Origin of the sequence: Acinetobacter sp. YH12120 (assembly GCF_013418795.1) — a bacterium.
Lineage (GTDB): Bacteria > Pseudomonadota > Gammaproteobacteria > Pseudomonadales > Moraxellaceae > Acinetobacter > Acinetobacter towneri.
Map to the genome: position 1 here is coordinate 116,779 of NZ_VPBI01000002.1, position 25,342 is coordinate 142,120.

Annotated in this window: 19 protein-coding genes; 10 read left to right on the forward strand and 9 right to left on the reverse strand. The window is 42.2% G+C overall.

Going from position 1 to position 25,342, the window contains the following annotated elements:
• Positions 1–204: 204 nt before the first annotated feature.
• On the forward strand, positions 205–1,338 hold the full coding sequence (locus FTU58_RS02740; protein ID WP_179988487.1) for a hypothetical protein: 1,134 nt from the start codon (positions 205–207) through the stop codon (positions 1,336–1,338).
• A 137-nt stretch (positions 1,339–1,475) separates the two neighbouring features.
• Here the strand turns inward: FTU58_RS02740 and FTU58_RS02745 are convergent, their stop codons facing one another.
• The 3 genes from FTU58_RS02745 to tusA form a co-directional block, all read right to left on the reverse strand.
• The gene (locus FTU58_RS02745; RefSeq protein ID WP_180062006.1) at positions 1,476–3,410 is read right to left on the reverse strand and encodes an autotransporter-associated beta strand repeat-containing protein; all 1,935 of its coding nucleotides are present in this window, start codon (positions 3,408–3,410) and stop codon (positions 1,476–1,478) included.
• Positions 3,364–5,256 (reverse strand): S8 family peptidase, encoded by a 1,893-nt coding sequence (locus FTU58_RS02750; protein WP_180062007.1) that lies wholly within the window; start codon positions 5,254–5,256, stop codon positions 3,364–3,366. The genes FTU58_RS02745 and FTU58_RS02750 overlap by 47 nt, the downstream gene beginning before the upstream one ends.
• Positions 5,257–5,983: 727 nt before the next feature.
• Entirely contained in the window at positions 5,984–6,241 is a 258-nt protein-coding gene (gene tusA / locus FTU58_RS02755) for a sulfurtransferase TusA (RefSeq protein ID WP_004975955.1), read from the reverse strand.
• A gap of 197 nt (positions 6,242–6,438) precedes the next feature.
• Here tusA and FTU58_RS02760 point away from each other — a divergent pair, with 197 nt between their 5' ends.
• The gene (locus FTU58_RS02760) at positions 6,439–7,278 is read left to right on the forward strand and encodes a CBS domain-containing protein (protein ID WP_104852977.1); all 840 of its coding nucleotides are present in this window, start codon (positions 6,439–6,441) and stop codon (positions 7,276–7,278) included.
• Positions 7,275–8,831, forward strand: a complete 1,557-nt coding sequence (gene lnt, locus FTU58_RS02765) for an apolipoprotein N-acyltransferase (protein WP_180062008.1) — start codon at positions 7,275–7,277, stop codon at positions 8,829–8,831. Before FTU58_RS02760 ends, lnt begins: the two co-directional genes overlap by 4 nt.
• 134 nt (positions 8,832–8,965) lie before the next feature.
• Here the strand turns inward: lnt and gspG are convergent, their stop codons facing one another.
• Together gspG and gspF are read right to left on the reverse strand one after the other, a co-directional pair.
• Positions 8,966–9,400, reverse strand: a complete 435-nt coding sequence (gene gspG, locus FTU58_RS02770) for a type II secretion system major pseudopilin GspG (RefSeq protein ID WP_104852975.1) — start codon at positions 9,398–9,400, stop codon at positions 8,966–8,968.
• 76 nt (positions 9,401–9,476) lie between these two features.
• Complete coding sequence (gene gspF, locus FTU58_RS02775; protein ID WP_104852974.1) at positions 9,477–10,682, reverse strand: type II secretion system inner membrane protein GspF; 1,206 nt, start codon at positions 10,680–10,682, stop codon at positions 9,477–9,479.
• A 152-nt stretch (positions 10,683–10,834) separates the two neighbouring features.
• Between gspF and FTU58_RS02780 the strand changes: the two genes are divergently transcribed.
• From FTU58_RS02780 to FTU58_RS02810, 7 genes are all read left to right on the forward strand, one after another.
• Positions 10,835–13,057 (forward strand): primosomal protein N', encoded by a 2,223-nt coding sequence (locus FTU58_RS02780; protein ID WP_180062009.1) that lies wholly within the window; start codon positions 10,835–10,837, stop codon positions 13,055–13,057.
• A 72-nt stretch (positions 13,058–13,129) separates the two neighbouring features.
• Complete coding sequence (locus FTU58_RS02785; RefSeq protein ID WP_154321101.1) at positions 13,130–14,971, forward strand: monovalent cation:proton antiporter-2 (CPA2) family protein; 1,842 nt, start codon at positions 13,130–13,132, stop codon at positions 14,969–14,971.
• Positions 14,972–15,021: 50 nt separating this feature from the next.
• Positions 15,022–15,897, forward strand: coding sequence for an Hsp33 family molecular chaperone HslO (hslO, locus tag FTU58_RS02790; protein WP_004975941.1), 876 nt, complete (start codon positions 15,022–15,024; stop codon positions 15,895–15,897).
• A 258-nt stretch (positions 15,898–16,155) separates the two neighbouring features.
• Complete coding sequence (locus FTU58_RS02795) at positions 16,156–16,620, forward strand: DUF2147 domain-containing protein (RefSeq protein ID WP_004975938.1); 465 nt, start codon at positions 16,156–16,158, stop codon at positions 16,618–16,620.
• 209 nt (positions 16,621–16,829) lie between these two features.
• A complete protein-coding gene (locus FTU58_RS02800) occupies positions 16,830–17,291 on the forward strand; it encodes a DUF2147 domain-containing protein (RefSeq protein WP_004975935.1) in 462 nt (153 codons plus the stop codon).
• Positions 17,292–17,673: 382 nt separating this feature from the next.
• Positions 17,674–18,009, forward strand: coding sequence for a chaperone modulator CbpM (locus FTU58_RS02805; RefSeq protein WP_004975930.1), 336 nt, complete (start codon positions 17,674–17,676; stop codon positions 18,007–18,009).
• Positions 18,010–18,104: 95 nt separating this feature from the next.
• Positions 18,105–18,368 carry a YdcH family protein gene (locus tag FTU58_RS02810; protein ID WP_026438326.1) on the forward strand — a complete coding sequence of 88 codons (264 nt, stop codon included), beginning with the start codon at positions 18,105–18,107 and terminating at the stop codon, positions 18,366–18,368.
• A 287-nt stretch (positions 18,369–18,655) separates the two neighbouring features.
• Here FTU58_RS02810 and FTU58_RS02815 read toward each other — a convergent pair whose 3' ends face one another.
• From FTU58_RS02815 to recD, 4 genes are all read right to left on the reverse strand, one after another.
• Positions 18,656–19,894 carry a magnesium transporter CorA family protein gene (locus tag FTU58_RS02815; protein ID WP_004975927.1) on the reverse strand — a complete coding sequence of 413 codons (1,239 nt, stop codon included), beginning with the start codon at positions 19,892–19,894 and terminating at the stop codon, positions 18,656–18,658.
• A 223-nt stretch (positions 19,895–20,117) separates the two neighbouring features.
• Complete coding sequence (pnp, locus tag FTU58_RS02820; protein ID WP_171525211.1) at positions 20,118–22,205, reverse strand: polyribonucleotide nucleotidyltransferase; 2,088 nt, start codon at positions 22,203–22,205, stop codon at positions 20,118–20,120.
• 260 nt (positions 22,206–22,465) lie between these two features.
• Positions 22,466–22,735: a 30S ribosomal protein S15 gene (gene rpsO, locus FTU58_RS02825; protein ID WP_067761248.1), complete on the reverse strand. Its 270-nt coding sequence runs from the start codon at positions 22,733–22,735 to the stop codon at positions 22,466–22,468.
• Between the two features lie 819 nt (positions 22,736–23,554).
• Entirely contained in the window at positions 23,555–25,294 is a 1,740-nt protein-coding gene (recD, locus tag FTU58_RS02830) for an exodeoxyribonuclease V subunit alpha (RefSeq protein WP_180062021.1), read from the reverse strand.
• Between the last annotated feature and the right edge of the window lie 48 nt (positions 25,295–25,342).

Sequence of the window (25,342 nt, forward strand, 5' to 3'; positions counted from 1 at the left end):
TTCAGACTTGAACAACCGAAAATGTTGTTTTGTCAGCTTTTATACAATGCTATTCGGCATTTTATGCAGCACTTAGCACGGTAGCAAAATGTTGTAGATGCTGACTAAAACTGACTTGAGTGGAGTATAAAGCAGTACTTTGAGTTTTATCTTGCTCAAGCATTTGGTTGTTCTTCTTATTTTCATTAGAAGAGGAATTCCAACATGCTTAATTTAACAGACACCCTCAACCAACTTAAAAATGTGCAGGCACAACCTGCAGTCAGCTTATTTCTACCCACACATCGTACCTTTCCAGACAATCAGCAAGATGTGATTGCTCTTAAAAACCAACTTAAACAACTCGAAGAACGCCTGTTGGCAGACTATGACAAACGTCTGGTGGCACAAATTTTAGAACAGATTCATCATCAAACCAAAGATTTGAATCCCAACTACCATTTAGACAGTCTGGCTATTTTTGCCACAGCCGACAGTGCACAAGTACTGCGTCTGCCATTCCCTACCCAAGAACGTATTGTGATTGATCAACAATTTTCAGTGCGTGATTTTATTCGTGAGCTATCTTATGCAGTGCAATACTATGTGGTAGTGATCAGTCGTGAAGTTGGACGTCTGATTAAGGCCTCCAATGATCGTGTAATCCATGAGTTTTCTGTAGATGACAGCGACTTGAATGAACGACTGCCACATGGTGCATTTCCTGTTCAAAATGATAACTTATATAGCACCAGCGGTGCAGAACGTGCCACAGCCGCCAATGAAGACCGTTTACTCAAAGAGTTTTTAAACCGTGTCGATAAAAATGTGCAAACTGTACGTGCCAGTGAGCCATTGGGCTTGGTCATTGTGGGTGATCGACGCAATATCAGTTTTTATGAATCTATTTGCGACCAACCCAATGCCATTATTTTCAGTGTAGATAACGTCACTCAGCTAGAACAAGGCAGCGCACAACACATTATTGACAGTATTCAGACCGAGCTAAAAAGCCATCAACAACAATTGCATCAGCAACATGCGCAGCAACTGGATGAACTCTATGCCAGTGACCGTGTTGTGACCGATCTGCAGCAAATTTATCAGGCAGTGTTGCAAAATAATGTCGATACTTTATATGTTCAACAAGGCTACATGCAGGCGGGTTGGGTCGATACCGACCAGCAACGAATTTATCTAGATCAAGCGCACGCACCTGACAGCGCACAAGCCACAGACGATGTGATCAACCATATTATTGATGCAGCACAGCAACACGCTGCCAATATCGTATTTATTCCTGCCGATTATTTACAGTCCAAAGCACCACTGACTTTAATGAGTCGCTATGCGGTCTAAAACTCAGTCCATTTGACTGTGATCTAAAAAACAGCCATGCAGATTTATCTACATGGCTGTTTCAATCAAGATTCAAACTTCTCATTCATACGCAAATCTACGCTTTTTCATGACTTTCTCATGAATAAAACGATCAATTAGAATCGAGTCGTTACCGCCAACTGTACCCGATGACTGTCGCTATGTGATCGCCCGCTATATTCATAATTCAAATTGATAAAACTATGTTGTCCAAAGTAAAGTTGTGAACCTAAGGCAGCATGATATTGACCTTGATCGGCATGCCATGCATCAAACTTCAGTTTCTCCGCTGTGCCTACATAATGGGTATCTAAATATGCTTTTTCCTGAATCGGTTGGCTGTAATACAAGCTGCCTTGCAATTGCCATGCTGGATTCAACTGGTAATTGGCTTGCAAACCTGCACCAAAATTCCAGCGCTGCATCACCAAATCATCTAAGCTGTTGACACCATCCTGCTGAGTTTGTTCGGCATGAACATAATGTTGGAACGAAGCGTCTAAATACGGTTGAATCTGCATTTTTTGACTGAGTGGATAGCTATAATCTAGACGCAAACCTGCGGCATACATTTGTCCATCAAACTGTATTTTTTGTGCTTGAGCATGACCACGCTGCGCGTCAACATCCACCTGCATGCCTTTTAACCATGCCGCGACACTTAAATCACGATTAAGCTGCTGTGCTGTCCCCATAGTTAGTGCATAGGCTTTGCTCTGACTGCTATTTTTTGAGCCTGTTTGTACGGCATCATCTAAGTTCAGTTGACTGAAATCGGCCTGCGCTGCCAAGGTCATCCCTGCCAGTTTTGTTGCCACACCAACACCTTGATGATGACTACGGCGCTCACTATTTAAGCCGACATAATCCATATCATAACTTTGGTAATCACCCGAAAACCAAAGCTGTTTGGGTTGTGCGGTTGCCAAACGCTGTGCAAACTGACGTTCTTGCTTGCTGCTTTCTTCTGCGACATTTAAAACGGTATTGGCATAAAAACTTGGATCAAGTTGATGAAACAGTTGATTCAATGCCTGCGTAGAAACTGTACTTTCAGCAGCATTGCTATAACGTATAGTTTGAGCAAAATTGTTAAATAAGCGATTGGCAAAAACTTTTTCAGCATCTTCCAGCGTTTCTAACTGTTGTTTCTGATCAAGACTTGCTAAAACTACATCTAAATTACGGGCAACCTGAGTACGTCCTTCAAGTTCAGCAGCAAGAGCCGCCACCGTTTCAGTCGATTTACGCTTTGCCGTAATCACCACATCGGTATTGATTGTATCTGCCGCACGTACAGGCTCGCCCGTTGCATTCAGTTCAGGACGATAACTAACTTGTGTCAACTCAAATAATGGATTGCTTGAGCGATAGGCATCGAACTCACGCTGTACGCCTTGTTGCGCACGTAACACTGTGGTTTGTGAACCTTGTGCAGTAATAAGTGGCTGATCAAGTGGCACTTCATCAAACAGGTTCAACGTCCCTGCCAAATTGGCAGTTCCCGTTACCGTCAGCAAATTGCCAAAACGTGCTTTAAAACCCGCATGTTGCTGCTGATCTGCAGCAATCTGCATCGAATAGTTGCCTGTGATGGTTAAATTGCCTTCGTTATTTAACCAGCCGCCTGTTTGCTGCACATCACTGATGCTGCCATAACCCGTCAGCTCACCTGCATGTAACTGAAATTTTGATGGCCCATTATTGCCATTAATTTCCAGTACACCACCGCGAATAATCGAATCACCTAAATATTGGTTATTGCCCGTAAATACCAGTTTACCTTCACCCGATTTGGTGAAACCTTTGTTCCCTTTTAAATCATTTGAAAAGACCGAAACAGGTGTACCTGCGGTATCTAACTGCACATCATCCCAATAAAAACCACCATAGCCCTGTGTGGCGGCAACAGTATCTAACAAGCCCCAACCACTTTCATAAGTGATGGTTTTACCATGATGATCGCGGCTGTTGCGATTGCGGTTTTCCCACGCTGCTTCGCCTTCAATATAGAAGTTGCCTTGTCCCATCACGCCAGTAACTCCAGACATGCTCTGGAACTTCATCGACCTGCACAATGCCACGATAAGTTGGTGATTCAGCGCGAATCTCGTCAAAATCTTTGGCTGTGCCTAAAATGGTTTGTACCAAATTGTGGTTTTTCATCCACGGATAAGCAGCTTTAACCAATACTGCCGTGCCTGTCACCCGCGCTGTAGCAGGTGATGTGCCTTTGTAGTTTTGTAATTGACCACTATTGCTATAGTTTTGTGTGGATGATGGTGCAGCCAAACACCATTCTGCCGCATCACCACAAAGGTTTGCGCCAGAAAAATCTTCACGTGGTGCAGAAACGGCAATAAAACCTTCTTTAAAGCGTGGGTTAAAGTCGGGCAATAAAGTTTCATCGCTGGAGTTGTCCAAACCTTCATTGCCTGTGGCTTTCAGCAACAATACATCCCGATTTAAAATTAAATCATGCACAGTTGCCAAGTCGCCATTGCCTACGCCTGTGGCAGCATCATAGCGTTCATTCCGAGTAAGCTGTGTCCATAAACCACTGTTGTCACCGCCCCAAGAGTTGTTAAAAATTTTAACCTCACCCTGACTGTCGCGATTAATTTTGCTGATAATTAGGAATTGATTGCCACCATTCGAGCCTGAGTCAATGCTGTCACTGCCATAAATCCGTGCATTACTTAAACCATTATTCCCCGCAATAATGGCAGCCATTTGTGAACCATGATCATGACTGGCTTGATGGTCGGTATAACTTAAATTTTCTAGACCTTGCTCACTGTAATAGCACAACGGATTTTGCGTACATACCACTTGGCTGTCATGTAAATTGACATTGTTCAGGTCAGGATTATTCGGATCAATCCCCGTATCAATAACACCCACATGCATATTACGGGTATCGATTTTGGTTTTTAATGCACCGAGTTCTGCTGCATAGTCGGCTTCATTTAAACCATACATGGCTTCGGTGAGATTACTGTTATTGCTTGAATCCATCACCGCATAGCCTGCAAGTGTGCCTGCACTGGCTTGTGGTTGGGCATTTTGTAGTTCTGCTTGCACTGCACGCACATACTGAGGTTTGCTCAGTTGTTCCGCGCTCACAGGCGCAACATAACTCGGCTGTTGCAGCAATGCTGCAGGATCAAAATAATGTTCTTCTGCTTCTGCCGCATCAATGATTGCAGCATCCATTTGAATCTCTGCAGCAGCTTCATCGTTGGTTGCAGGTGTTTCAAGAAATGCACTGCCTGTTTCGACTTCTAAAGTGTTTTGTGAGGGTTCAAGTTCTTGAATCGTACTACCCATCTCAACTTCAGATGTATCTTGTGGTACTTCAATATCTTGAATTGCACTATCGACCAAAACGGTGTCGGTTAAAGCAGGCTCTACTGCAGGTGGAGCTACCACATCGACAGGTTGCTCTGCTTCTGACGGAGGTGATTCAAGTGTAGGTATCGTATCAGGCTGATTGACATCATTATTTTCTAAAACGGTAGCATCATCGCTAGGTACAGCATCATTGCTGTCTAAAAGTGAATCTTCAGTTGGTGATGTATTGCCATGATCTGTACTGCCACCACTCAAACCACCACCATTGGATGATACATCGCCATGATCTAGCTCTAAATTCACAGGAGGTTGATCGGTAATGGGGGCAGATGGTGCGACAGGTTGCTCTACTCCGCTGCCAATGCCTTCATTTGTAGTCGGTTGATCTTCTTGGCTGACATTTTCTGCCCCCAACACATCAGTGACTTGAACCGTGCTTGACTGAGAGCCTGAACCCGATGAACAGCCTGAGATACTCATGGCCAATAAACACGCCACACTCAGTGGCTTTAAAGAAAAGTTTTGCTTTTTATCTAAAATCATACCGTACTCAATCAAAATGATGATAACGCAAGATTTATTGATGATTGATCACGTAAAAAATTAAGCAGATTTTGCTCAGTCTAAATGGCATATTTTTTTAAGATAAAGACAATCAGTTAAGCCCCCCCAAAATTATTTTTCTTAACTTGACTACTTTAATGCGACAGCTTAATCAGCTTTTTCAGCCTTATAAAACATAAACACTGCCATATAACATTCAAACCAAGCAAAACCCCAAATCTGCTTAATTTTATCCCCAAATGTTCTGCAATCGAACTCAATAAACTGATCGCATTATAGGCTAATTTTTCCATATATTAAAAAATATTTAAAATAATTTTGTTAAAAATCAATAACTAAAAAATAGACTAAACTCACACTCTAAAAATTATTTCTTATACAACACACAGAGCTTTGTTAGATTTTGCACAAGCACACAACTTGCCCTATAAATGCAGAAAAGTTGAAAAGTCCCTTAAAAAATGTGTAGCAGATAACGCAACTCGTGGATCGTTTCGCCATTTTTTAACTCAAACTGTGAAGCAGGTTGGATTGATGCAAAATTGATGAAAAATTAAAAATAAAGTTGAACGTCATGGCTAAAAACACAAAAGGCATATTTCAACTTGCATGAATTGCAAATGAAATATGCCTATATGGATCACATGACTATTTTATCGTGTTTAAATTATAGTGTTCTAAAAGTGCTGAGGCTAATTTTTGCCTATTAGCCTTTTTTCACCAAATAATGAAATTCTTTATTGCCTTGCTCATCTAAGCGTTCTTCTTGCAATAACAACTCATGCCCCAAATGCATGCAAAATTTTGGAATATCCCAAGACGTCGAATTGTCAGTTGCAAACACTTCAACCACATCGCCAGACTTAGATTTGCGAATGGCTTGATGCAGCATCATCACAGGTTCAGGGCAACGCAAACCGCGGGTATTCAGTTGAATACTAGGTGTGACAGGAAGTTCAGACATGCACAGACTCGATATTAAAACATCGGGCTAGTTTAGCATAAAGCGCAGCCTTGTTTTATGTGTTCCCGCTACGCACAGCAACACATCTCGTGACGTAATTGCCGTCATTTTCTCCCAAGATTAGCAATAGACAACTGTATTTTCTAAGGTATGATTAAGCTAAGTTTTTTAGATATAAAGAGTCTTTAGGAAAGATCATGCACGAGGAATCAGGCCCATCGTGGGGTATGCGTGGCTTAAGAAAATGGTTAGGCACCGCGCCAGAAACCCGCGATGAATTGCTAAAATTAGTACAAGATTCACGTCGTTTTTTAGAACCCGATACGGTGGCAATGCTCGAAGGTGTTCTGGATTTACCTGCCACCAAAATTCGTGAAGTGATGACCCCACGTACCGCGATGATTAGCTTGCAGGAAGATGACGAGTTACTCGACATTCTGCACGTTTTGGTCGAATCGGCACATTCACGTTTTCCTGTGTTTTCATCTGACCAACCAGACAATGTGGTGGGAATTTTATTGGCAAAAGATTTATTGCCATTACTGACCGAACAAAGAACTAAAGTCGATATTCGTGCCCTCATGCGTCAGCCATTGTTTGTGCCTGAAAGTGCACGTTCAGACCAAGTATTGCGCATGCTTAAAAACACTCAAACCCATATTGCGGTTGTGATTGATGAATACGGCACCACTTCAGGTTTGGTCACGCTAGAAGACATTTTGGAAGAGATTGTCGGTGAAATTGAAGATGAACACGACAATATAGACGAAGAAGCAGAATACATTATTCCAGATAATGACCCGAAAACTGCAAACACTTGGCTGGTACAAGCACTTACACCAATCGAACATTTTAACAATGTTTTAGATGCAGATTTTTCTGACGATGAAGTAGAAACTGTGGGCGGTTTATTGCTTCAAGAAATTGGTTTAGTGAGTGATTTGCAAGGGCAAGTGATTGTGATTGGCAATTGGGAATTCACCATTCTTGAAGCAGATGCCCGCACTATTCATCTGATTCGAGCCGTACGTCAATGAGGACTTTTTTTTCCAAGCTGTCTAATCCTGCAGAACATCAACAACTACCCTTAATTTATCCATTAATCATTGCTCTATTGGCGGGTGCAGTGTTTAGTTTTGCACTTGCTCCCTATCATTATTGGTGGATTGCCTTACTTTCTCCCGCTTTACTGTATGCGACCTTAAGCAAACGCACCCCGAAACAGGCCTTTTTGATTGGTTGGTCTTATGGGATCGGACTGTGGTTTGTCGGGGCTTTTTGGCTCTACACCTCTATTCATGTCTATGGCGACACCAATGCCTTTCTAAGCGTACTGATGATTGTCATTATGGCGCTGTTAATGGGGTTATTTACTGCCATACAAACTTGGTTGTATCGTCGGTTTTTCCCTGAAACACCACTGACTTTTGCACCGCTCTGGGTGTTGTTTGAATGGGCAAAAACTTGGGTCTTTACAGGTTTTCCGTGGCTGTTTGCAGGTTATGCTTTCACTGAACGCTTTTTGGATAGCTATGCACCACTGTTTGGTATTTTCGGGGTGTCTTTTGTGGTCATCCTTCTGGGCTGTGCGTTGGTTGAAGTCCTTAAAAAGCGTATCTTCTGGCTCATTCCATCGGCAATTTTACTCTTGGGTGCATGGGGGGCAGCGCAACTCAGTTTTGTGACTGAAAAAGTAGAAAAGCCGCTGTCGGTTTCTCTGATTCAGGGCAACATTCCACAAGACTTAAAGTGGCTCACAGAATACCAAATCAAGACACTGGAAATTTATACTCGCCTGACTCGAACCGAATGGGGACGTGACATTATTGTCTGGCCTGAGTCTTCAATTCCAATGTTCCAGACCGATATTGAACCGTTTTTAGATGCCATGAAAACACAGGCAGAAAAAACAGGGAGTTCATGGGTCACAGGTATTCCGTACTGGGACTTGCCTGAATCACAAGTTCAGCAACATCCAATGTACTACAACAGTATTATGGCAACGGGTGACGCCGCAGAAGGCTTGTATAAAAAACAACGTTTGGTACCTTTTGGTGAATACATTCCACTTTCAGGTTTACTGAGCTGGGTTTTACCTGCCATGCAAAATGACCCATCGATGAGTGGTTTTTCACGGGGGGCATCAGATCAAAAGCCGCTTTCCATTAAGCAGCATGATTTGGGTGCAGCCATCTGTTATGAAGTGGCCTATCCGAACCTGACCCGCAGAAATGCCAGCCAAAGTGACTTTTTGGTAACCGTGTCTAATGATGCGTGGTTTACTGGTACCGCAGGGCCGCTGCAACACTTACAAATGGTGCAAATGCGTGCCAAAGAAAATGGACGCTGGTTTATTCGTGCCACCAATACAGGGGTAACTGCATTTATTGATCATCATGGTCGCATTGTAAAACAAGCACCAATGGATCAAGAGTTTGTGCTACGCGGTGAGTTGCCTGCCATGCAAGGTGAAACACTGTATACTCGACTCAGCGATTGGCCTGTGCTGATTTTCTCTTTGCTGTTATTAATTCTGGGCTGGATTTATCGTCCACGTCAGGTAGATGTCTCGTTTAAATCACGGCGCTAATGATGCAGCTCAGGCAAAATAACTTAAAAAACCGAGCTATGCTCGGTTTTTTATTTCATCATATCGATAACAACGGCTATAGATGTTGAATCTATTTGCTTTATAAATGCAGCGTATACCACATTCAATAAACATTAAGGCTGATAATAAATATCGGCATCGGTGCCTTCACCACCTTGCTGACCATCTGCACCAAATGAATACAAATCAAACGTACGTCCTTCCGCACCTGGAATCACATATTGAATGTCATTATCCCAACTGTCTTTCGGATAGCCCCCTTTCACATAACCGCCAGGCAACCAGTTTTTAGCCGATGCAGGCTGATTCACCAAAGCATCTAAACCGCCATCTTGCATAGATGGATATTTACCATTGTCGAGTTTATATTGATCCAGCGCCCCTGCTACTCCTTTTAAAGTAATGGCAGTGGTATCCACTTTGGCTTTTTCACCACGTCCCATCACATTCGGTACGATTAAGGCAGCCAACACCCCTAAAATGACAATCACCACCATCACTTCAATCAGGGTAAAACCAGATTGCTTATTGAGTTGATTCCGTTTCATTCAATTTCTCTCATGTATTTATATCAATTCGACATTTATTTTAAGTTCAGTTTGAAGAAGGATGCTTCAAAACGATTTAAATCATATTGTTCATATTCACAATTGGCAGCATCACCGCAATTACAATCACCAATACAATACTGGCCATCAACACTAACATGAGCGGTTCCAACAGTGCCAACAAGGTTGAAATCAGCGTGGTCACTTCACGATCCTGCATCACCGAGGCACGTGACAACATGCGGTCTAACTCACCCGAGGCTTCGCCACTTTTGATCATTTGTACCATCATCGGTGGAAAATAACCACTCCGCTCCAATTGAGTCGCCAAGTTACCACCTTCGGTCACTTTTTCTGCTGCCAAATTGACAGAATCACGAATCACCCAATTATTGCTAACTGCCGCTCCTATTTTCAGCGCGTCGACCAACGGCACACCTGACTGAGTCAGAATAGACAAGGTACTGGCAAAACGTGCTGCATTAATACCGCGTGATAACTTGCCAAATAACGGCAATTTTAAGGTTAAACGGTCAAAGGCATAATGCCCTGCCTGAGTACGTAAAAAACGAGCCAGCAATAAAACCCCAATCACCGATGCCACCAGTAAAAATGGCCATGCTGCACGGATAAAATCACTGGCTTTCATTAAAGCTACGGTAATCCACGGCAAAGCATCTTTACTTTGGTCAAAGGTTTTAACAATGTCGGGCACCACATAGGTCATTAAGCCCATTACAATCGCAAAGGACATCAGCATTAAAATGATGGGATAAATCATGGCGCCTTGAATTTTTTTCTGCATGGCAAAACGATTTTCGGTGTAGTCTGCCAATTGTTCCAGAATTAAATCCAGATGCCCTGAACGCTCACCTGCGGCAATGGTCGCAATATATAAGTCTGGAAAACGTCCCGATTGCTGTAAAGCATTGGCCAGTGAATAGCCTTCTAGTACTTTGGAGCGCACCGACATCAGCAAATTTTGCACGTGCGCTTTTTCACTTTGCTTGCCCACTGCACGAACCGCTTCTTCCAATGGAATTGAGGCTGCCACCAATACTGACAATTGTCGGGTCAGCAAAGCCAAATCATAGGCGGTAATTTTTTTCTGAAACCACTGTCTGCCGCTGTGCTTATCTTTCTGTTCAACGGCATCGACACTGACAGGAATCCATTCTTTGTCACGTAATTGCTGACGGATTTGTCGTGCAGAATCACCCTCTAAAACACCTTTTTGCTGCTTCCCTGAAGCGTCAATGGCAGTAAATTGATATGCTGGCATTGTAATGCTCTAATTTTCCAAAATTTCTTGCAACGCAGTTGCGTCTGACCACTAAAATCATTCATATTCTTAGATATAAATTCTGTGCTCACTCTAACACATGCCAAAGTCGAGCACGAAGCCATTTTTCACAGGACGATACGACTTTTTCTATGCCAGATTCCACTTTAGACCCACAGCCTGTTTATCGTATTCGAGTGGCTGTACCCGTATATCTTTACGACTGCTTCGATTATATGCTCAGTGCAGCACAATATCAGCAAGCAGAAGTGGGCGCGCGGGTCTTGGTTTCTTTTGGTCGGCAAAACTTGGTCGGAATTATTGTCGAAAAACTGGCACTCGACACCCCAATTGATCCACGTTTTAAACTCAAAGCCATTAGCGAACTGTTAGATGAGCAAGCGATTTTAGACCCTAAAGTTTTAACTTTGTTGACATGGTCGGCACAATATTATCAATTCCCGATTGGTGAAGTGATGCAAAGTGCCTTACCTAGCTTATTGCGCCAAGCCAAACCCTATAATTTATTGGCACGTACTTGGAAATTGTTGGATGCACATGCCGAAGCTAAAATTACACGCTCAGAAAAACAACAAGAAGCCTATAAAATTTTAAAGCTGCATCCTTCGGGAACTTCTGAAAATATTTTAAATTTGGCAGGCATTGAAACAGCAACCCTAAAAGCCTTGGCGAATAAAGAAATTTGCGCATGTGTTTTGGAAGCCCAAGATTTTAGCCCAATGCCAGTGACTTTGGCGCAAATGCCTTTAACCCCTAATCCAGATCAGAAAAAAGCCATCGACAGCGTACTTAAAGTACGGCAGCAATATAAGGCATTTTTACTGGATGGTTTAACGGGTAGCGGTAAAACTGAAGTGTACTTACACATCATGCATGAGGTACTAAAACAGGGCAAACAAGTGTTGGTGTTAGTACCTGAAATTGGTCTAACGCCACAAACCATTAGCCGTTTCCAATCGCGTTTTCACTGCCACATCGCCCTCTTACATTCAGGTTTAAATGATTCCAAGCGTTTGCAGGCGTGGCAAGCCGCACAAACGGGCAAAGCCTCGATTATTTTAGGTACACGTTCTGCGATTTATACCCCATTGCCAAATTTAGGCTTGATTATTTTAGATGAAGAACACGACCTGTCTTTTAAACAGCAGGAAGGTTTTCGCTACCATGCCCGTGATGTTGCGCTCTATCGTGCCCATCTGGAAAATTGCCCTGTTATTTTAGGTTCGGCAACTCCAAGCATTGACAGCTATGCACTAGTCGATCAAGGCAAAATGCAATGTCTGGAATTAAATCAACGCGCGGGCACGGCACTCATGCCCAAAATCCACCTGATTGATTTAAAAATTGCCAAAAAACAGCACGGTATTAGCCAACAATTGATTGATGAAATCAAAAAACGCTTGGCTAAAAAAGAACAAGTTTTGGTGTTTTTAAACCGACGCGGCTATGCACCCGTATTGATTTGTGAGAGCTGTGCATGGCAAGCCAAATGCCCGAATTGTGATGCCAACTTTACCTTGCATCATCAACCTTATACACATTTGCATTGCCACCACTGCGGTACGATTCATCGTAAACCTGAGCAATGCCCTGGCTGCAACCATGCAGAACTCAAACCAATTGGCATGGGCACTGCCAAAGTCGAAGACAGTTTAAACGAGCTGTTTCCCAATGTAGATGTGATTCGGGTAGATCGTGACTCAACCAGTCGTGTTGGCAGTTGGCAAAAAATTTATGACCGTATTCAACGCAGCGAACCACTGATTTTATTGGGCACGCAAATGCTGGCCAAAGGGCATCATTTTCCGTATGTGACATTGGTGGCAATTTTAGATATTGATTCAGGCTTACTTAGTGTGGATATTCGCGCACCTGAACGCACGGCTCAACTGATTGTGCAAGTGGCGGGACGTGCAGGGCGTGGTGAGCATAAAGGTGATGTTTATTTGCAAAGTGTGCGTCCTGATCATCCACTTCTCACCACATTGGTCGAGGGAGATTACCGCAAGTTCGCCAAACAAAGTTTAAAAGAACGCAAAGCTGCACAATTACCGCCTTATCGTTACAGTGCTTTGATTCGCTGTGAATCTAAAAGTCAGGAATTAAACCAGCAATTTTTACAACAACATGCACAATGGCTTAGAGAACATTCAGAACAATTAATTGAAATTTGGGGGCCGATTCCTGCGCCAATGGAACGTAAAGCAGGACGTTTCCATGCACACATGGTGTTGTTGTCTAAAGATCGGGCACGCTTACATTTTTATATCAGGAACTGGTGGCAAAATATGTTGCATGAAAAGCCATCCAGCATGAAACTAAGTTTAGATATAGATCCGCAAGAATTTAGCTAATACTGTAAATTGAAACTTAGCTGTATCAGCACTTATTTCAATAATCCACCGCTTTAAACTTTGGATGACCACATGTCCTTATTGTTACAAATAACCATTTTTCTAGGCGCTTCATTGGTTTTGGTTCCCTTACTAAAACGCTTTGGTATTGCGACCGTATTGGGCTATTTGTTTACAGGCATTTTGCTAGGGCCTAGCGTATTCAATATTGCCAGCGACCCCGATGATATTCAGGAACTGGCAGAATATGGTGTGGTGTTCCTGATGTTTATTATTGGCTTAGAACTGCGTCCACAACGGCTGTGGGAAATGCGCAAGCCCATTTTTGTTTTGGGTAGTTTACAGGTCGGCATCACGGGTATTCTACTTGCAATCTTGGCTTTTTTTGCCTTACAGCAAGGCATTGCCTCAAGTGTGGTGATAGGTTTTGCACTGGCACTTTCCTCTACAGCCTTTGTGCTACAAATGTTGCAAGAAAAGCAGCAACTCAACAGCAGTTATGGACAACAATCCTTTTCCATTCTGCTGTTTCAAGATATTGCCGCCATTCCTTTAATTGCCATCATTCCCATGTTAGCAGGTGCAGAATCGACTCATCATGGCATTGCTTATTTTGCTGCAATCATGGCGACCTTTAGCGGTTTGTTCTTATTTAGCCGTTATCTCATGCGTCCATTTTTTCGTTTTGTGGCTAAAAGTGGCGCACATGAACTGATCACTGCTGTCGGTTTATTCATTGTACTTGGCGTGGTCAGCATTATGGATGTGCTGGGCATTAGCACCACCTTAGGTGCATTTTTAACAGGCGTATTGTTGGCAGATTCCGAATTTAGACATGAGTTAGAAGCCAGTATTGCCCCATTCAAAGGCTTATTGCTAGGCTTATTTTTTATGACCGTCGGGATGAGCACCGAACTGGCAATCTTAATGAATACCCCTTGGCTGATTGTAGGCGGTGCATTGCTGCTCCTGCTCATCAAACTGATTAGCCTCACGGCCATTGCCCGTTATTTCCAATATTCTTGGCGCAATAGTTTGTTGTTGGCGACTTGCTTGGCACAAGGCGGTGAGTTTGCCTTTGTGGTGCTCAGTGTCGCACAAAGTGAAAGTGTGCTCAGCCAGGCCATGCTGCAACCACTGACCTTAATTGTGACTTTGTCGATGGTGTTGACCCCAATTTTATATTGGTTGATGAGCAGTCAAATTATTCCTCGCTTAGAACGTGAAAAATCGCCTGAATATGACGAAATTCCCGATACACATCACCCCATGATTATTGCGGGTTTTGGTCGTTTTGGACAAATTATTGCCCGTGTGGCGTACTTGCAGCATCTGCACTTTACTGCCATCGACAGCAATATGGATAAAATTGATTTTGTGCGGAATTACGGCGGTAAAGTCTATTATGGCGATGCCACTCAACCTGAAATTTTACGTGCCGCAGGCATCGAGCATGCCAAAATCTTTATTCTAGCCATTGATGATATTGAAGACTCAATGAACGTGGCACGGCATATTCGCCTGAATTATCCAGCGCTAAAATTACTGGTACGCGCTCGTGATCGTCATCATGTGCACTTATTGCGCGATTTAGGCGTTACCTATATTTGGCGTGAAACGTATTTATCCTCTTTAGGCATGGCCTATCAGGCTTTGCGCGATTTGGGCATTAATGAAAAAGATGCCTATAAAAGCATTGAGTTGTTCCGTGATTATGATGAACAACTCTTGGCACAACAGCAGCACATTTATACCGATGAACAAAAAGTATATGAAACCCATCGTAACGCTTTGGCAGAACTGGAACACCTGTTTGAAAGTGATGCACAAAACCGTGAAATGCCCTTGGGTGTCGATTTAAAACGCGGCTTGCATAGCAGTCATATTGATGTAACACGTGATGCAGCAAACTGACTTGTGTTTTACAATATTGCCACCATTAAAACAGGGTTATGGAGAATTTTATGTCTGATTTACGCCAACGCTTTTTTATTGAAGATAGCCCTGTTCGTGGTGAAGTAGTTCATCTCGAAGAAGCTTTGCAAACCATTTTGAAACAACGTGATTATGTGCCTGCGGTACAAGTGTTGTTGGGAGAAATGCTTTGCGCCACTGCCCTACTGGCCAGTACCCTAAAAATTAAAGGGCGTATTAGCTTACAAATTCAGGCATCTGGCACATTTAAATGGGCCATGGCGGAATGTAACCACTTGGGTGAAGTGCGTGCGTTGGCAGACTACGAACAAGACCCGCGCTTTTTAAGCGCTGAAGACAGCAGTACCGTCCTGAAAAGTTTGGTCAGTCCTGTACTGTTTATTAATATCGAGCCTGAATTTGGTGAGCGTTATCAAGGTATTGTGCCTTTGGACAAAGCCAATTTAGCTGAATGTTTAATGCAGTATTACGACTTATCGGCACAAATTCCAACTCGTATTGTGTTGGCAAGCAATGCCGAACGTGCGGGCGGTTTGCTGATTCAATTGTTGCCGCGTAACAGTGAAGAAGAACAACAACGGGTCGATGAAGATTTATGGCCGCGTGTGACCATGCTGACTGAAACCTTAAAAGCGGAAGAATTGACTGATTTAGACGTCAATGAAATTTTGTACCGTTTATACAATGAAGAACAAGTGCGTTTGCCTGAAGTGGAAGCCTTACGTTTTGGTTGCACTTGCTCCAAAGAGCGCTGTGCCAATGCCTTAATGCAAATTGGTGTTGCTGCGGTACGTGAAACTTTGGAACATCAGAACCCTATTACTATGGATTGTCAATTCTGCAGCACACAATATAGCTTTAGTGCCGAAGAAGCCTTAGGTTTATTTGGAGAACATCTCAGTTAAATGGCATGGTGAATACCATGATTAATATGTGATGTAATGCTGAAAATTCATCAAAAATGAGCAGTACATTCTGCTCATTTTTTATTTACGTGATGACCATCGTCAAAACCTATTATTTTATTACTTTTCATGTGATTAATTTCACAAAACTTTCATGCAATTACTAGAAAATACCGCGTAAATTGGGTATAAATAATCCCATATTTTTTTTATGCCTTTATATATTTTAGGCTGCTTCTTCTCTGGGATATTGATTTTATGAACACCCTGTTCTTTTCTCGTTTAGCATTCATCAGCGCGATTTGCTGTTCAAGTTTAGCTTATGCAGCCAATGCAGACCCACTTTTGGGCAAATGGAAAACATTAGACTACCGCACAGGTTTTTCATTGTCTGACGTAGTCATGAGTAAAGATAAACAAGGTGCGTATGCCGCTACGATTATAGAACTACGTGCGGTTCCTGGCGCACCGCGTTTGGAAAATTGCACACTCTGTACGGGTAAAAATAAAGATAAGCCACTGTTAGGTTTTGTGCCATTAAGTCACTTAAAAGCTACGCCAAGCAATCAAATTGAATTTTATGAAGGTGACTATTTAGACCCGCGCACAGGTAAACAATATAAAACTCGTGCACGTTTAAGCAGCAATGGCAAACATTTAACCCTTTATAATGTAGACCTTGCCACCAATGCCAGCCGCAAAATGACGTGGGTGAAATACTGATATTATTCCTCACCAATGCGATAAAAGCTGTGTTCTGCACACTTTTATCGGAATGATTAGATTTAAATTACCAACTCCATAACACTTATATCTTTTCCTGCCTGACATCTCACACTGCTCAATTTGCTTGTTTATTACATTCTTGCTATAAAACCCGAAATAGAATTTTTACTCTATTTTTTAAAATAACAATTTTGGGGATGCTGTTCATGAAAATAAATTTCAGAGGGATTTTTGCGGGTTTCGTTTTAACAACCCTCTCAAGTGTTGGCTTTGCAGAAAGCGATCTACTGGTCGGTAAATGGAAAACCATTGATGACCGCACAGGTTATTCACGTGCCGATGTCGAAATTCGCAAAAAGCCAGATGGCACTTATGAAGGCATTATCGTGGAAACCCGTAATATTCCGGGTGCAGAAAAAATGGTGATTTGTAGCAATTGTCCAGGTAACTTAAAGAATAAACCTTTTATTGGCTTGCCATTTATTTGGGGCTTTAAACAAGATGCTAAAAACCCACGTGAATTTAACCAAGGTCATGTTTTAGACCCAATTGGCGGTAAAGTTTATAAAGGCAAAGCTCGTTTAAGCGCTAACGGTAAGCGCCTCACCTTACGTGGCTATGTAGGTGTTTCAGTGATTGGTCGCAGCGTGACTTGGGTAAAATACTAATTCCAAAAACTAAGATATTGATTTACAGGGTTCTTTTTAAAGAGCCCTTTTTATTACCAAATTTTGAAACAATCCTTTTAAACACCGTACGACCGTTCAATCCAAAATATTGAAATAAAGGATGGCATTGAATAAAAAATAGACTAATATCTATAAGACATCTATACGCACAAGCCAAATTGACACATCAATATAACAGGCGTGAGCACAGCAAAGGGTTGGCTGAATTTCACCAAAGGAATACAAATAAAAGATTCTATTACAGCGTACACAGGCTAAATTAAAGAGAATCACTTATTGGATATCCACCAATTATTGATGTAAAGCAATCCCTCATTTCAGGCGAGCCAACTCGTTTGAATTCGATCAGAAGGAGTATGCCATGACCACTATTTTATATCGTGAAATCACTTCAGACGGACAGCACACAGAAATTATTGAAGAATTTACCCAGTTAGATTTAAAAAAATTTGCCGAAGCGTGTGGGCAAAGCCCTGAATGGGTCTTACAACTTTTAGAATATGACATCCTGCCTTCCCGCCCTGCCGAACGTATCCACCAATTTTTTGGTGAAGATGTCAGCCGTGCACGCCAAGCCTATCGGTTGCAACGTGATTTTGATGCCAGTTTTTCAGCTGTCGCCATGATGCTTGACCTGATTGATGAAGTACAAAAATTACGTAAAGAAGTTAAACATCTGAATTTTCAACATAGTTAATCCTCACGCTCTAGCTGTGTGATTCATCACCTTGCTAGAGCGTTTTTCTTTCTATGCCCGTAAATTTTTTTTTTTTGATGAGAATGATCTACACAATGAAAACTAAAGACTGCAACAAGAAGATTAAAAATATGTTTCCTGAGTTTCGTGATTTAATTCAGGGATTACGCGACAGCAATCCACATTTTTCAAAAATTTTTGAAGATCACGAACAGCTAGACCGTGAAATCAGCCAGTTAGAGCTTGATCCTGTGCATCAAATTAATGATGACATTGAAGCGCTGAAACGCAAAAAATTAAGACTAAAAGATGAAATGTATCACTTGCTGCGTAATGCACAAAATGATCAATTGGCTTAAAAATACATACAAGTCTGAACTGCAAATCCTCATACGATCAAATGCAGGACACAGCAAGAAAAGACAAAAAGCAAAACAAGATGGCGTATTCAAGTCTGAAAACAGCATTCAAAAAACTGCCATCTTGAGCTAAGTGTCTGCCTATCTGGTTCAATCTGTGGATAAGCTTATCAGTCCTATGGATAACTTTTGAGGTCTGTGGACAACTTTTATCAACGAATTATCTTGTGACATATATTGGATGTGGAACTCAATTTATCACCACATCTGCAAGTCTATCTTCTGGATTATTTAATTTTAGTCAGTTTTTCGACTTCTTTAATGGTGCCTTTCACGGTTTGCTTAATGGGTTCATAGTCTAAAAACCAAAATAAATTCATGGGTTGGTCATTATGTTGCTGTGCCAACATATCAATCACACTTTTTTCACCCAGACCGACAAGGTGCCTACGATAAAAATAATACAGCAACAACAAAGTAGTCATCACCATTACCCCAAGCATGATCCAAAAGGCCTGTGCGTGTTTCAGCCCCGGCATAAACTCAAAGTTCATACCATACACCCCTGTAAATAAAGTCAAAGGTGCAAAAACTGCGGTAATGATGGCTAAAATCCGCATGTTTTCATTGGTCTGGTTGGCAATAGCAGAAAAATGCAGATCAATTGCGGTTTGCACTGCAGAGCGTAAGCGAATGGTATGCTTTTGAATTCGTTCAATGTGACTGGTCAAATCATCCAAACGTACCAAAATAATATCCTGCCGTTCACTACGTTTTTTGCCACGTAAATGTGGGTAGTTATCGACAATTTCATCACGCAATTCCTGCAAGGCTTCTATTTGCTCTTCACATAAATTTTCAACTTGCTGAAACGCCATATTTTCTTGCAGCAATTGATGCCAACGGGTAAAACGACGATGTCCCTGCAACAACTCTTGTTGCCAATATTCCACACGGCGGGTTAGCGGCATGCGAATATCCAAGTAATCATCCGCTACCAAATTCAGTAAACGCAACGTTAAATCTAATGGTGTTGCTGCCAGTTTGCGTGCTTTATTCTGTTCTTCAATCGGGCGTTGTACCGCTGCTTCCACACGTGACAAATAGCTTTCCATGACTTTATTGCCCTGTTCCCGCACACTAATCAAAATCTGCGGTGTCATAATAAAGCTCATCGGCGTAGTGGCCAGTCCAAAAATCCGTTCATGTTTCTCCCCGACTTGTTGCCCTGTTGCAATACGGTCTTCGGGTGTGATCAGTTTACGGAAAATCAATAAGTCATAATCATCTAAAGTATCAAACGCACATGGATGCTCTATATTTAAAATATCGCGCACATGATATTCATTGAGCGATAATTGACTGTACTGAAAAATCTCTTGTTGCCACTGTTCTGCACGGTTAAGCACATCATCACGGGTGCAATCAATCCAGATAAATTCAGGCTCAAGCCCTTCAATTGGCTGTTTTTGCACATAAATATTGGTTTTATGATTGGTATGCAGATAAAAATAATAACTTTGCATAGAACGGGCACTCTATTTCAGTTTTCTTGTACGGTTTTTTGAGATTTTAAGATGTACTCATCTTAAGCCTGCATCAGGCTTCTTTTCAAATACATGCTGTAATTTATGCCGCTTTTCATACAACAAAGATGGTTTGTACGATGCAACAAAATTTTTAGCATAAAAAAACCCGCATTCAGATTGAATACGGGTTTTTTGACCATTTCAGATCATCAACACAGCATTACGCTTGTTCGATATCTTTCATAGTTAATTTGATACGACCACGGTTGTCTACATCAGCAACCTGTACTTTCACTTCCTGACCTTCTTTCAACACGTCTGCAACGTTGGCAATACGCTCATTTGAAATTTGAGAAATGTGAAGTAAACCGTCAGTACCCGGAAGGATATTTACGAACGCACCGAATTCAACAATACGGATTACTTTACCTGTGTAAATTGTACCCGGCTCGATTTCAGCAGTTAAAGCCTGAATTTTTGCAACAGCAGCTTGTGCAGCAGCTTTGGTTTCACCAAATACGCGCACTGTACCGTTGTCTTCAATATCAATTGCCGCTTTAGTTTCTTCAGTAATTTGACGGATGGTTGCACCACCTTTACCAATTACATCACGAATCTTGTCTGGGTTGATGTTGATGACTTGGAAGGTCGGCGCGTGCATAGAAATTTCTGGACGTGCACGTGAAATCACTTGGTTCATTGCATTCAAGATGTGCATACGACCTGCATAAGCTTGGTTCAATGCAACTTCCATGATTTCTTCAGTGATACCTTCAATTTTGATGTCCATTTGAAGTGCAGTAATACCGTTGGCAGAACCTGCAACTTTAAAGTCCATATCACCAAGGTGGTCTTCATCACCCAAGATGTCAGAAAGCACTGCAAAACGCTCGCCTTCTTTTACCAAGCCCATTGCGATACCTGCAACTGGTGCTTTAAGCGGAACACCTGCATCCATAAGTGATAAAGATGCACCACATACAGACGCCATAGAAGATGAACCGTTTGATTCAGTAATGTCAGATACAATACGAATCACATACGGGAAGCGGTCTGCAGCAGGAAGAACAGCTTGCACACCACGACGTGCCAAACGACCGTGACCAATTTCACGACGTTTAGGACCAGATTCACGACCTGTTTCACCTACAGAGTATGCAGGGAAGTTGTAGTGCAACATGAAGTTGTCAGTTTTAGTACCTGATAGTGTATCTACCATCAAGGCATCACGTGTATTACCCAAAGTCGTGGTGACTAAAGCCTGAGTTTCACCACGGGTGAACAATGCTGAACCGTGCGCGCGATCAAGCACACCCACCTGTACATCTAATGCACGTACAGTTTTGGTGTCACGACCATCAATACGTGGCTTACCAGACAAGATGTTGTCACGTACAGTGCGGTATTTCAGGTCTTCAAAGAGTTCATTCAAGTCATCTGCGATGCCATCAACGTCTTCTTCTGGAACAAACTGAGCTACAGCTTCAGCTTGAAGTGCGTCTAATGCAGCATAACGGTCTTGCTTAATTGCAATCGTATATGCTTCAGAAATTTTCGCTTCAAATGCTTCTTTTAACTTCGCACGAAGGTCTTCATTTTTCTCTGGTGCAGTCCAAGTCGATTCTGTTGCGCCAGCTGCCGCAGCAAATTCTTTGATCGCTTGAATTGCAATTTGCATTTCGTCATGACCGAAAAGCACCGCGCCTAACATTTGGTCTTCTGAAAGTTCTTTCGCTTCAGATTCAACCATTAATACTGCAGATTCTGTACCTGCAACCACAAGGTCAAGGTCAGATTGCGCCATTTGTTCAAAGTTCGGGTTAAGTACGTATTCGCCGTTGATTAAACCGACACGTGCAGCACCAATTGGGCCACGGAAAGGCGTACCTGCAATTGCAAGTGCAGCAGAAGTACCTAACATGGCTGCAATGTCAGCGTCCATGGTTTTGTCAGAAGACACAACCGTCGCAGTCACTTGAATTTCGTTATAGTAACCTTCTGGGAACAACGGACGAATTGGACGGTCAATCAAACGTGAAATTAAAGTTTCCGCTTCAGACGCACGGCCTTCACGCTTACCATAACCACCTGGGATACGACCCGCAGCATATTGTTTTTCTTGGTAGTTAACAGTCAACGGGAAGAAGTCTTGACCCGCTTTCGCTGTAGGTTGAGCAACCACAGCAACCAATACAGTTACACCACCCATAGTGATCATAACCGTGTTAGCTTGACGCGCAACGCGACCAGTTTCTAGAACAACTTGGTGCTGACCAAATTGGAATTCTTTACGAATAATATTAAACATCGACATATTTTATTTTTTCCTAGTTCTTGTGAACAATTATTCTCGTGGAGACCCCTAAGGTTTGGCATTCACAACACAATATTTTGGTAAATGACAAAGCTTAGAAGCCGACCTCACTCGAATGAAACACGATTTTTAAACACAAAGAAGGAGCGAAACATTCGCCCCTTCCACTGATCTAGCCAAAGCTAGATTTACTTTAGTTTTCAGTAATACAGCATTCAACATGCAATAGTCCGAAAATAAAAGCTTAAATCGAATTAACGACGTAAACCTAAAGCAGCGATCAATGCGCTGTAACGAGTCGCATCTTTGCCTTTAAGGTAGTCAAGTAACTTACGACGTTGGTTAACCATACGGATTAGACCGCGACGGCTATGGTGGTCGTGTTTGTGCTCTTTGAAGTGACCTTGTAAGTCATTGATTTGAGCTGTTAAAAGCGCTACTTGAACTTCTGGTGAACCAGTGTCGTTTTCAGCACGAGCAAATTTAGCAATGATCTCTGCGCGATCTGCGTTTGTTAAAGCCATTCGATTTCTCCGAGATGCTTAATAAAAAGATTTGATACCGATCAATTGATGAATCAACTGACTGCCGTGCATCACTACAGCAAGGGCATCATTTTAAGGCAAAAACGTGCCGATTGCAAAACAGAACGACTAACAACTGCTTTAATTTTTACTTTAAGCAGTCACACCAGATTTTTTCTGCCCGCTGTTCTGCATAGATAAAAGTATAAAGTACTCCGCATAAATAAATATACATTTGTATATGTTTGATAATATGTAATATTTTGCCAATAACATAAAACATAATGTCATTTTTAGCTCACAAAATAAAACAGCCCGAGCAGAGCTCGGGCTGTTTTTGCGCTGTAGTTTCTTGTCTTATTATTCTTATTGTTTTGTTTATTGTCGTTATTTGCGCGTTTTCGCGTCTTATTGTCTGAACATTCCTGTTCTGGGTTTCACGTCCTTGTGTGGTAGATTTTGCCATAATACTAAAGTGAAAGAAGTCGTATTTCTCGTATCTATTTGTAAGCTTTTTCTTACAACAAGTAAGCATTGTCTGTATTTTGCAAGCCAACAAAACCAACAGACATAAAAAAGCCCTGTAGTCTCTCCCAAAACTACAAGGCTTAGCGGCTGTAAGTTTCCTCTTCTCACTCACGTCCTGTCAGTTCGCTGTCTATCGACAATTATCGTTATTATTCTGCGATTATGCTCAAAATCCTTATTGAGCTTTTTGTGTGAAGTCATCTTCTCAAAAACATACTCGAATCTCTATGCGCAAATTTCTCGAATTGATGTAAGCCATTTCGTACAAAAGCACCTATTATTCACTTCCGCTTAATAATTCAGAACCTCATTAATTCTAGCTAACAAACCACTGCTACGACGGGTGCGAATACTCAATGCCTGTTCCAGCGCTTGTGCATCGACCAGCAAACTCACCACTTTTTTAGCACGGGTAATAGCCGTATAAATCAGTTCCTTGCTGAGCAAGTTTTTAGCCATAGCATCTAGCACCACTGCTGTATGGCTAAACTCCGAACCTTGTGATTTATGAATAGTGAGCGCAAAAGCTGTTTCAATATTTTTAGGTAAGCGTGTTGCAGGTACCCATTTGTCCAGACTTGGAAAATACACTTCAAACTGGCGCTGTGCGTTATGTGCTCGCATAAAGCAAATACCAATATCACCATTCGACAGTCCCAACTGATAATCGTTATAGGTCATCATCACAGGTCGGCCGATATACCAACCCCCTTGTTTCTGCTGTTTGGATTGCTGTAAAAGGCGCTGTTCAATCTGCACATTCAGTTGCTTTAAGCCCAAATGACCATGACGAATCGCGGTTAAAATACGGTAATCATCAAACACCTGAATAACCTGCATCACAAAATGCTGAAAATCTTGCAAATCGTTGCCTTCAGCCAAGCCCGCATTCAATACTTCCACATAGGACTGATAGCCATACATGAGTTGGTCATAATAGCCATCCAAATCTGTTGCAGACATTGGACTGTCTTGACTTGGTAGATATTGAAGTTGAACTTCATCGACCTGTATTTGTTCTAAATTGATTTTGCGTAACTGGGTGGCAGCAACCACCTGCTGTTCAAACGCCGCCAAAACCTGCTGTGCAGGATGCTCTTGCTGAATGAACTTCGCCATTGCCCCAATTTTTGCCCCTTCGGCAAAACGGCGTGTGGTGACTAAATTGACACGATTTTTTGCTAATTCAGGAACTTGCTGTAAATCTGCCAACACAGTACCAACATCGACTGACGCCAACTGATTGGCATCTCCTAACAGGATTAAACGAGCCTGCGCAGGAATGGCAGCCAATAACATCTGTGACAGGCTTAAATCCAGCATCGACGCTTCATCGACCACAATCACGTCATAAGGTAGAGGTTGTTTAGCGTGAAAGCGTGGCTTGCCTGTATTGCCTAAGCCCAATAAACGATGCAAAGTCACGGGTCGTAATTGACGTAAAGCATCGACATTAAACATTTGTAAAGCTTGACTATTCAAGGCATTTTGCAAAGCTTCATCCATCCGCTGTGCCGCTTTGCCTGTTGGTGCAGCCATCGCAATCCGAATATTTGGCAAAGCTTGATTAAGCACCGCAACAATATGCGCCAAAGTATAGGTTTTTCCTGTACCTGGCCCACCAGTGATAATACTTAAACTTTGAGTTGCCGCAGTCTGTAACGCTTTTTGCTGCTGTGGATCTTGCAATAAATTAAGCTGTTCGGCTTGTAATTCAAAGGACAAAGGCGGCTGCGCCTGAATCCGTAAAATATCGCTAGCAACCTGATGTTCCAGTTTCCAGTAGCGATACAAATACAAACGCTGCCCATCAAATACAAACGGTGCAATTTGTGGATCAGGATTTAAAGCGCTACGCTGCAAGTTCATGTGCAAATGTTGCAATGCCGCCACTTGTTCTGCGGTTGCAGGAATACAGCTATCCCCTTGCTGAATAGCATCGAGTACCTGTTGCATCAAAATTTGCGCTGAAGCATCAAAAGTGACATTGCTAAATGGCGGCTGACATAGGTAATCCATCCACGCCTGCATTGGCGTTTGAGCTGAATTTAAGTGAATATGCTTGTTTTCCACACAGTT

Coding starts and splice junctions, on each gene's coding strand:
- FTU58_RS02785 (WP_154321101.1), top strand. CDS start 13,130: ATGTCCTTATTGTTACAAATAACCATTTTTCTAGGCGCTTCATTGGTT.
- FTU58_RS02800 (WP_004975935.1), top strand. CDS start 16,830: ATGAAAATAAATTTCAGAGGGATTTTTGCGGGTTTCGTTTTAACAACC.
- FTU58_RS02795 (WP_004975938.1), top strand. CDS start 16,156: ATGAACACCCTGTTCTTTTCTCGTTTAGCATTCATCAGCGCGATTTGC.
- pnp (WP_171525211.1), bottom strand. CDS start 22,205: ATGTTTAATATTATTCGTAAAGAATTCCAATTTGGTCAGCACCAAGTT.
- FTU58_RS02805 (WP_004975930.1), top strand. CDS start 17,674: ATGACCACTATTTTATATCGTGAAATCACTTCAGACGGACAGCACACA.
- gspF (WP_104852974.1), bottom strand. CDS start 10,682: ATGCCAGCATATCAATTTACTGCCATTGACGCTTCAGGGAAGCAGCAA.
- FTU58_RS02750 (WP_180062007.1), bottom strand. CDS start 5,256: ATGATTTTAGATAAAAAGCAAAACTTTTCTTTAAAGCCACTGAGTGTG.
- lnt (WP_180062008.1), top strand. CDS start 7,275: ATGAGGACTTTTTTTTCCAAGCTGTCTAATCCTGCAGAACATCAACAA.
- hslO (WP_004975941.1), top strand. CDS start 15,022: ATGTCTGATTTACGCCAACGCTTTTTTATTGAAGATAGCCCTGTTCGT.
- recD (WP_180062021.1), bottom strand. CDS start 25,294: ATGCAGGCGTGGATGGATTACCTATGTCAGCCGCCATTTAGCAATGTC.
- FTU58_RS02780 (WP_180062009.1), top strand. CDS start 10,835: ATGCCAGATTCCACTTTAGACCCACAGCCTGTTTATCGTATTCGAGTG.
- tusA (WP_004975955.1), bottom strand. CDS start 6,241: ATGTCTGAACTTCCTGTCACACCTAGTATTCAACTGAATACCCGCGGT.
- FTU58_RS02745 (WP_180062006.1), bottom strand. CDS start 3,410: ATGTCTGGAGTTACTGGCGTGATGGGACAAGGCAACTTCTATATTGAA.
- FTU58_RS02815 (WP_004975927.1), bottom strand. CDS start 19,894: ATGCAAAGTTATTATTTTTATCTGCATACCAATCATAAAACCAATATT.
- rpsO (WP_067761248.1), bottom strand. CDS start 22,735: ATGGCTTTAACAAACGCAGATCGCGCAGAGATCATTGCTAAATTTGCT.
- FTU58_RS02760 (WP_104852977.1), top strand. CDS start 6,439: ATGCACGAGGAATCAGGCCCATCGTGGGGTATGCGTGGCTTAAGAAAA.
- gspG (WP_104852975.1), bottom strand. CDS start 9,400: ATGAAACGGAATCAACTCAATAAGCAATCTGGTTTTACCCTGATTGAA.
- FTU58_RS02810 (WP_026438326.1), top strand. CDS start 18,105: ATGAAAACTAAAGACTGCAACAAGAAGATTAAAAATATGTTTCCTGAG.
- FTU58_RS02740 (WP_179988487.1), top strand. CDS start 205: ATGCTTAATTTAACAGACACCCTCAACCAACTTAAAAATGTGCAGGCA.